We start from the raw sequence: 8901 nt of genomic DNA on the forward strand, positions 1-8901 counted from the left end.
TTTCTCGACGTGGGCGGCGGCGCCACCAAGGAAAAAGTGACCGAAGCGTTCAAGATCATCACCTCTGACCCGAACGTCAAAGGCATCCTGGTCAACATCTTCGGCGGCATCATGCGCTGCGACATCATCGCCGAGGGCATTGTCGCCGCGGTGAAAGAGGTGGGCCTCAAGGTTCCGCTGGTCGTGCGTCTGGAAGGCACGAATGTCGAAAAGGGGAAAGAGATCATCAACACCTCGGGCCTCGACGTGATCGCCGCCGACGACCTGAAGGACGGCGCCGAAAAGATCGTGAAGGCGGTCAAGGGGTAAATGATGAAGCGCATCAAGTTCATATCGATTGCAGCGGCTGGCAGCCTGTTTCTGGCGGCTTGCGCTCCGGAAGGAAGCACAGGCCAGACCTCGGCTCTGGCGGCCGGTTCAGCAGCAGCCACGGCAAACTTTAACCCTGCGGAAAGTGCCCCGGTTTCGGCAGCACGCGCGAAAGCCCTTTTCGAAGGCGTCTGCGCGGCGTCTCTGCCGAACTTCAAGTCGGCCCCGAACACGATGCGGGCCATGGGGTTCACACGGCCTTCCCCGATGGGGACTGCCACCATTTACAGCGCGTCCGAAAATGCTTCGGTGCAGATCATTGATGGCCCCGGCCTGGGTAAGACTTGCTCTCTTGTCGTCGGCAGCAAGGATTCGCCCGACGCGTTGCGCAACGCAGTTCTGGGACCGAAGCAGATGAAGGGGACGCCGTTTGGTGGTGAATATGGTGCGCTTTACCAGATGCGGAATGTCCTCATCATGTCCGAACCTCCGCTCAGCTCGGACGGGCTAACCTACATGACGTTCAAGATGCTGTCTGAAAGATAGATCGGAAACAACGGGAACGCGCTGCCCGCGCTCCGCTCATATTATTTACACGAAGGAAGCCACGAATGGCCATTCTCGTAGACAAGAACACCAAAGTCATCTGCCAGGGCATCACCGGATCCCAAGGCACGTTCCACACCGAACAGGCCATCGCCTATGGAACGCAGATGGTCGGCGGCGTGACGCCCGGCAAGGGCGGCAGCAGCCATCTGGACCTGCCGGTCTTCAACTCGGTCCATGAGGCCGTGGCAAAAACCGGTGCCACCGCGACCGCGATCTATGTCCCGCCCCCCTTCGCGGCGGATTCGATCCTTGAGGCCATCGACGCGGAAATCCCGCTGATCGTCGCCATCACCGAGGGGATCCCGGTTCTGGACATGATGCGCGTCAAGCGCGCGCTTGAGGGCTCGTCCTCGAAACTGATCGGCCCGAACTGCCCCGGCATCATGACCCCGGACGAATGCAAGATCGGCATCATGCCCGGTTCCATCTTCAAGCGCGGCAGCGTCGGCGTGGTCAGCCGTTCCGGCACGCTGACCTATGAGGCGGTCAAGCAGACCACCGATGTCGGCCTTGGCCAGTCCAGTGCCGTCGGCATCGGCGGCGACCCGATCAAGGGGATGGAACATATCGACGTGCTGGCGATGTTCCTCGACGATCCCGAAACCACCTCGATCATCATGATCGGCGAAATCGGCGGCTCGGCCGAGGAAGAGGCCGCCGAATTCCTGGCCGACCAGAAGAAAAAGGGCAAATGGAAGCCCACGGCGGGCTTCATCGCCGGCCGCACCGCCCCTCCGGGCCGCCGCATGGGCCATGCAGGTGCCATCGTCTCGGGCGGCAAGGGCGACGCGGAATCCAAGATCGAGGCCATGAAAAAGGCCGGGATCGTCGTCGCCGATAGCCCCGCTGGACTGGGTGAAGCAGTGATGAAGGCCATCAAGGGCTGAGGGCAGGGAACCGATCGACATGCCGGCATTCACGCATGCGGGACAGTTACACTATTTCTGCCATGTGCCGAAATGCGCCGGCACGTCGGTCGAAGAGCTTTTGCAGAAGGAATTTGGCCAGCTTCTGCTGCTTGACCGTCGGTATCTTGACATCCTGCCGGAACAGCGGTGGTCGCGCAGTTCGCCTCAGCATCTGACAGCGGGGGATCTGGCCCGCCTGATCCCCCTGGACCGCTTTGCCAGCAGCTTCGCCATCGTGCGCGACCCGCTGGCCCGCACCGTCAGCGCCTACAAACACTCTTGGCGCTATCGCGGGCTGGCGCCCGGAACCACGCTGGAAAGGTGGTTCGACGAATATCTGTCGCTGCGGACCTCTTACCCCTATGCGTTCGACAGCCACCCGCGCCCGCAGGTCGATTTCCTTCTGCCCGACGCCCGGATCTTCCGGATGGAGGATCAGATGGACGAGTTTCTCGGCTGGCTTCGCGACAGCTTTGGCCTTGGGCCGGATATCGCATTGCAGCGCGAGAATACGGGCGAATTGCGCGACCGGGACGCACCCATCGAAAAGCGCCCCGTCTCACGCGAATTTGTCGCGAAAGTGGTGGATTTCTACGCGAAAGATTACGAACGCTTCGGCTATGATCCGGCAAACCCATCGGTCGAAGCCTATGATTTTCCGTTGTTGCCCGCCATGCTCCGCGTTGGAAAGCCCCATCTCCGCTTTGTGCTGCAACGCGTGGGATATATGAACCGCCGGATCATCACCGCCTGGCATCGCCATGGCGCGCGCGGCCGTCACATTCTGGGCAACACCCAATGGTAGGCCGGACCTCCCCCACTCCGACGCTTGTGTCCCTGGCAGCGATGCTGGGCGTTGCGGCCTGCGGCGGTGGCCGGTCCGAGGATGTGCTGCGCGGCGGCATTCCCGCCAATATCGACCTGCATCAGGCCAGCACCCTGCCCGCCGAATCCGTGCGCACCGTCGCCCGCCGTGATTACGGCTGGCGGCTGATCTATCACCCCGCGCGCAGCCCCGCGAATGCGGAACAGGGCGCGGCGCGGGCGCTGTGCGGGCTGGAACACCGGCGCGTGGCGCGCATCGACCATATTCCCCGGATCGACCCCTATGCCGATCCCGGAGCCGCGATTATCGATATTCATTGTGCGTGAGGTTACTATGCAGAACAACAGCAAACGACATAACGGACGGTTCGCGCTGCATGGCGCGCTTGTGATCGGGGCGATGGCGCTGGCGGGCTGCATGGGGCCGGTACCACCTGCTGCAACCATCCCGACGGCACCGGTGCAATCGCAGCCCGACCCCTATGCGCTGACGCGGCGGACCATTCCGGAAACCCCGTCCATCCCGGATACCGCCCTGCCCGAACAGCCTTCCGCACCGGCCTATTCGGGCGCGGTCGATGGCCGCACGGGCATGCGGCAATCGGCGGTGGTGGCAGTGACGGGCAATGCGTCCTCGGGCTATTCGGTATTGTTCCGCCCCGACCGAACCGAGCCCGCCAGCGTCGATTCCGCACCCGCGCAGCTATGTGGCGATGCGGGTGTGGCCAGCAGTCGCAAAAACGCGCCCGGCGCGGGCAGCGCCATGCCCGGCGTGCAAATCATGGTCGTCAAATGTGGTGCCGCCTGATGCACCGCGAACCGAAACAACCGGGACAGGGGCGCGTCTGACATGTCCTCATCCGCGCCTGCCTGCCCGATCAGCTTTTCCCGTTGGACTTTTCCAAGGTCGCAACCCGGAACCCACCGCTTCGGGCACAGCCCGCTGGAGCAATGACATGACCGAACACCCCAAAAACAGCGAATTTCACGACTCGTCCTTCCTTCAGGGCCACAACGCGGCCTATGTGGAACAGCTTTACGGACAATGGGCGCGGAACCCCGAGGCGGTCGATCAGGCATGGGACGCGTTTTTCCGCGGTCTGGGCGATGCGGGCGAGGATGCCATGCGTCAGGCCGACGGGCCGTCCTGGGCGCGCACGGACTGGCCGCCCGTGCCCGCCGATGACAACACCGCCGCGCTGACCGGCGAATGGCCTCAGTCCTCGAAGGTCGAGGCCGACGCGGCCATGAAAAAAATCGCCGCCAAGGCAGAGGTAAAGGGCGTCACCCTGTCCGAAGCGCAGATGCGTCAGGCGGTGCTGGATTCGATCCGCGCGCTGATGCTGATCCGCGCCTATCGGATTCGCGGGCATCTGCATGCCAATCTGGATCCTCTGGGGCTGCGCACCTATCCCGACCATGGCGAGCTGAAGCCCGAGACCTATGGCTTTGCCGAAAAGGATCTGGACCGCCCGATATTTATCGACAATGTCCTGGGCCTTGAGGTGGCAACGATCCGCCAGATCACCGATCTGATGTGGCGCACCTATTGCAGCACTTTCGCGCTGCAATACATGCATATCTCGAACCCCGAAGAGGCCGCCTGGCTGAAAGAGCGGATCGAGGGTTACGGCAAGGAAATCCAGTTCACCAAGAACGGCCGCCGCGCCATCCTGAACAAGCTGGTCGAAGCCGAGGGATTCGAGAAATTCCTGCATGTCAAATACATGGGCACCAAGCGTTTCGGCCTTGACGGCGGCGAGGCGCTGATCCCCGCGATGGAACAGATCATCAAGCGCGGCGGCGCCCTGGGGGTCAGGGATATCGTCATCGGCATGCCGCACCGGGGCCGCCTGTCGGTTCTGGCCAATGTCATGGGCAAGCCCTATCGCGCCATCTTCAACGAATTTCAGGGCGGCAGCTTCAAGCCCGAGGATGTGGATGGTTCGGGCGATGTGAAATACCATCTGGGCGCCTCGTCCGACCGCGAATTTGACGGCAATAAGGTCCACCTGTCGCTGACCGCAAACCCCAGCCATCTTGAGGCGGTGAACCCGGTCGTTCTGGGCAAGGCCCGCGCCAAGCAGGATCAGCTTCACGATCAGGGCGAACGCACCTCGGTGCTGCCGCTGCTGCTGCACGGGGATGCGGCCTTTGCCGGTCAGGGCATCGTCGCCGAATGCCTGCAATTGTCGGGCATTCGCGGGCACCGGGCGGGCGGCACGATCCATATCGTCGTGAACAACCAGATCGGCTTTACCACCGCGCCGCATTTCAGCCGCACATCGCCCTATCCGACCGACATTGCGATGATGGTCGAGGCGCCGATCTTTCACGTCAACGGCGACGACCCCGAGGCCGTGGTCCACGCCGCACGCGTCGCGATCGAGTTCCGGCAGAAATTCCACAAGGACGTGGTTCTGGACATCTTTTGCTATCGCCGCTTCGGTCATAACGAGGGTGATGAACCGATGTTCACCAACCCGGCGATGTACACGCAGATCAAGTCGCACAAGACGACGCTGCAACTGTACACTGAACGTCTGGTCAAGGACGGGCTGATCCCCGAGGGCGAGATCGAGGATATGAAAGCCGCCTTCCAGGCGCATCTGAACGAAGAATTCGACATCGGCAAATCCTACAAACCCAACAAGGCCGACTGGCTGGATGGCAAATGGTCGGGGCTGGATCGCGAGGGGGCGGAATATATCGCCGGCGAAACCGGCATCCCGCCCGAAACCATGACCCGCATCGGCCATGCGCTGACCACCGTTCCCGAGGGGGTGAACCTGCACAAGACCGTTGGCCGGCTGGTCGAGGCCAAGTCACAGATGTTTGAAACCGGCAAGGGGTTCGACTGGGCCACGGGCGAGGCGCTGGCCTTCGGGTCATTGCTGGTCGAGGGAATGGGGGTTCGTCTGGCCGGTCAGGACAGCACGCGCGGCACCTTCAGCCAGCGGCATTCGGCGATGATCGACCAAAAGACCGAGGAACGCTATTACCCGCTGAACCACATCGCCGAGGGTCAGGCCCGGTACGAGGTCATCGACTCGATGCTGTCGGAATACGCGGTTCTGGGCTTTGAATACGGCTATTCGCTGGCCGAACCAAACTGCCTTGTCATGTGGGAGGCGCAGTTCGGCGATTTCGCCAATGGCGCGCAGATCATGTTCGACCAGTTCATCAGTTCCGGCGAAAAGAAATGGCTGCGCATGTCGGGGCTGGTCATGCTGCTGCCCCACGGGTTCGAGGGTCAGGGCCCTGAACACAGTTCGGCCCGTCTGGAACGCTTTCTGCAAATGTGCGCCGAGGATAACTGGATCGTCGCCAACTGCACCACGCCCGCGAATTATTTTCACATCCTGCGCCGCCAGTTGCACCGCAGCTTCCGCAAGCCCTTGGTCATCATGACGCCGAAATCGCTGCTGCGTCACCCGCTGGCCACCAGCACGGCCGAGGATTTCCAGACCGGCAGCACCTTCCACCGGATCCTGTGGGACGACGCCGAACGCGGCAATTCCGACACCAAACTGGCGGCAGACAGCCGGATCAAGCGCGTGGTGATCTGCTCGGGCAAGGTTTATTTCGACCTGCTCAAGGCGCGGGACGAGGCTGGCATCAAGAACGTCTATCTGCTGCGTCTGGAACAGTTCTATCCCTTCCCCGCGCAGGCGATGGTCAAGGAACTGGGCCGGTTCAAGAATGCCGATGTGGTCTGGTGTCAGGAAGAACCCAAGAACCAAGGGGCCTGGTTCTTTGTCGAACCCTATCTGGAATGGGTACTGGAACGTCTGGGGGCGAAATGCGGTCGCGCCCGCTATGTTGGTCGCAACGCCTCGGCATCTCCGGCGACCGGCCTCGCCTCGCGTCATAAAGCTGAACAAGAAGCGCTGGTGAACGAAGCGCTCACTATCGAAGGATGATCCGATGACCACCGAAGTTCGTGTCCCGACTCTGGGCGAATCCGTGACCGAGGCCACCGTCGCCACATGGTTCAAGAAGCCGGGCGATGCCGTCGCGGTCGATGAAATGCTGTGCGAACTGGAAACCGACAAGGTCACGGTCGAGGTTCCCAGCCCTGTCGCCGGTACGCTGGCCGAAATCGTCGCGCCCGAAGGCGCGACCGTCGAACCGAACGCCCTGCTGGCCCAGATCAGCGAAGGCGCGGTTGCCGCTGCTGCCCCGGCCAAGCCGGCCCCCAAGGCCGAAGCCGCCGCCAAGGGCGGCGGTGCCGCAGTCGATGTCATGGTGCCCACGCTTGGCGAATCCGTGACCGAAGCGACCGTCGCCACATGGTTCAAGAAGGTCGGCGATGCCGTCGCGCAGGATGAAATGCTGTGCGAACTGGAAACCGACAAGGTCTCGGTCGAGGTGCCTGCCCCCGTCTCGGGCGTTCTGGCTGAAATCCTCGCGCCAGAGGGTGCGACCGTGGATGCCAAGGCCCGGCTGGCGGTGATCACCGAAGGCGCGGCCGGTGCCGCCGCGCCCGCCAAACCCGCCGACGCCCCGGCGGCCTCTGCTGCCCCGGCCTCTTCGGGCAGGGATGTCGAGGATGCGCCCTCGGCGAAAAAGGCAATGGCTGAAAAGGGCATCAGCCGTGATCAGGTCACGGCCTCGGGCCGCGATGGCCGCGTCATGAAAGAAGACGTCGCACAGGCTGGCAGCGCACCTGCCGCCCCCGCAGTGGTTCCCGCCACCCCCCGCGCGGTCGAGGATGCCGCCCGCGAGGAACGGGTCAAGATGACCCGCCTGCGCCAGACCATCGCCCGCCGCCTCAAGGATGCGCAGAACACCGCCGCGATGCTGACCACCTATAATGAGGCCGACATGTCCGGCATCATGCAGCTTCGCAGCGAATACAAGGACGCGTTCGAGAAAAAGCACAAGGTCAAGCTGGGCTTCATGTCCTTCTTCGTCAAGGCGTGCTGTCACGCCCTGAACGAGGTGCCCGAGGTGAATGCCGAAATCGACGGCACTGACGTGGTTTACAAGAATTACGTCAATATGGGTGTCGCGGTTGGCACGCCTTCGGGTCTGGTCGTACCGGTTGTGCGCGACGCCGACCGCAAGGGCTTTGCCGCGATCGAAAAGGAAATCGCCGAACTGGGGGCCAAGGGCCGGGATGGCAAGTTGACCATGCAGGAAATGCAGGGCGGCACCTTCACCATCTCGAATGGCGGCGTTTATGGTTCGCTGATGTCCTCGCCGATCCTGAACCCGCCGCAATCGGGCATTCTGGGCATGCACAAGATCCAGGACCGTCCGATGGTCGTCGGCGGCCAGATCGTCATCCGCCCGATGATGTATCTGGCGCTGTCCTATGACCACCGGATCGTGGACGGCAAGGGCGCCGTGACCTTCCTTGTCCGCGTCAAAGAGGCGCTGGAGGATCCGCGCCGCCTGCTGATGGATCTGTGATCATATGGGCCTGTGGCAGCTTGAGGTGTCATGGATATGGTGGTCTCTGATCACTTTCATTTCCTTCGATCTGCTGTTCATGCAGCTTGGCATCTATGCCAGGCTCAAAGGCCGTCCGAAGAACGGCCGGGTTCCAGGCGGACCGTGGAACCCGGCACCCCCAAAACCCCAAGCACTCAAATATTTATCACGGATCATCGCACCAGCCGAGGCGCTTGTCCTCGTCTTGCTGCTGCTTCGGACGCCTTGGGCTATCGTTCCCGCGCTGGTGTTGCTGGTACCGCCATTTATTTTCTTCGCATGGGAATATCCGTCGGCAGCGGGATCAGAGATGGTGGGGCGTGTCATTGGCGCAATGATCGGCGAACTGACCCAGTTCGCGCTGATATCCATCGGCATCATCCATACTGCACCCGCATTGCGGACGGCCCTTGCCGGCCTCGTCGACGGCTTGTCTCGGTGAACGGGTTCGTCATGGCACCATGATCTCAGCTTGAAAACGGAGAAAGACCCGATGCAGATCATCGCCCATTACACGGTCAGGGACTATGCCGCCTTCAGGACGGCCTTCGACGCCGATGCCGAGGACCGCGCCCATAACGGCCTTGGACTGATGCAGCTTTGGCATGAAAACGGCAGCAGCGCGTGGGCGCTGTTCGATGTCACCGACCCCACCGCCGCCCGCGCCTATCTGGACGGCGCGGCGGGGGTATTCAACTCTCAGGCCGGCGTCACCGCGACCAGCTTTCACTACGTAAAAACGGCCTGACCCCCTGCCCTGCGCCATCCATTGACCGGCGCAGGCACGACAAGTAACGCTACGCGCAGCAAA

General features: G+C 62.3%; 9 protein-coding genes and 1 pseudogene. All 10 read left to right on the forward strand.

Translation table 11 applies throughout. The features are described 5' to 3' along the window. Positions 1-309: pseudogene (gene sucC, locus ACK5L9_RS17650) on the forward strand (succinate--CoA ligase subunit beta); the annotation flags it as partial. Beyond that, positions 310-855, forward strand: a complete 546-nt coding sequence (locus tag ACK5L9_RS17655; RefSeq protein ID WP_416912766.1) for a hypothetical protein — start codon at positions 310-312, stop codon at positions 853-855. It begins immediately after the preceding pseudogene. Positions 856-920: 65 nt separating this feature from the next. Beyond that, a complete protein-coding gene (sucD, locus tag ACK5L9_RS17660) occupies positions 921-1805 on the forward strand; it encodes a succinate--CoA ligase subunit alpha (protein ID WP_416912767.1) in 885 nt (294 codons plus the stop codon). Positions 1806-1824: 19 nt separating this feature from the next. Next, positions 1825-2631 carry a sulfotransferase family 2 domain-containing protein gene (locus tag ACK5L9_RS17665; RefSeq protein WP_416912768.1) on the forward strand — a complete coding sequence of 269 codons (807 nt, stop codon included), beginning with the start codon at positions 1825-1827 and terminating at the stop codon, positions 2629-2631. Beyond that, positions 2625-2978 carry a hypothetical protein gene (locus ACK5L9_RS17670; RefSeq protein ID WP_416912769.1) on the forward strand — a complete coding sequence of 118 codons (354 nt, stop codon included), beginning with the start codon at positions 2625-2627 and terminating at the stop codon, positions 2976-2978. The genes ACK5L9_RS17665 and ACK5L9_RS17670 overlap by 7 nt, the downstream gene beginning before the upstream one ends. A 7-nt stretch (positions 2979-2985) precedes the next feature. After that, the gene (locus ACK5L9_RS17675) at positions 2986-3459 is read left to right on the forward strand and encodes a hypothetical protein (protein WP_416912770.1); all 474 of its coding nucleotides are present in this window, start codon (positions 2986-2988) and stop codon (positions 3457-3459) included. Between the two features lie 148 nt (positions 3460-3607). Next, on the forward strand, positions 3608-6574 hold the full coding sequence (locus tag ACK5L9_RS17680; RefSeq protein WP_416912771.1) for a 2-oxoglutarate dehydrogenase E1 component: 2967 nt from the start codon (positions 3608-3610) through the stop codon (positions 6572-6574). Positions 6575-6578: 4 nt separating this feature from the next. Next, positions 6579-8069 carry a 2-oxoglutarate dehydrogenase complex dihydrolipoyllysine-residue succinyltransferase gene (gene odhB / locus ACK5L9_RS17685; RefSeq protein ID WP_416912772.1) on the forward strand — a complete coding sequence of 497 codons (1491 nt, stop codon included), beginning with the start codon at positions 6579-6581 and terminating at the stop codon, positions 8067-8069. Between the two features lie 4 nt (positions 8070-8073). Beyond that, positions 8074-8532 carry a hypothetical protein gene (locus ACK5L9_RS17690; RefSeq protein ID WP_416912773.1) on the forward strand — a complete coding sequence of 153 codons (459 nt, stop codon included), beginning with the start codon at positions 8074-8076 and terminating at the stop codon, positions 8530-8532. A 30-nt stretch (positions 8533-8562) separates the two neighbouring features. Then, entirely contained in the window at positions 8563-8838 is a 276-nt protein-coding gene (locus ACK5L9_RS17695) for a hypothetical protein (RefSeq protein WP_416912774.1), read from the forward strand. Positions 8839-8901: the final 63 nt, after the last annotated feature.

Origin of the sequence: Paracoccus sp. (in: a-proteobacteria), from assembly GCF_047973135.1 — a bacterium.
GTDB lineage: Bacteria > Pseudomonadota > Alphaproteobacteria > Rhodobacterales > Rhodobacteraceae > Paracoccus.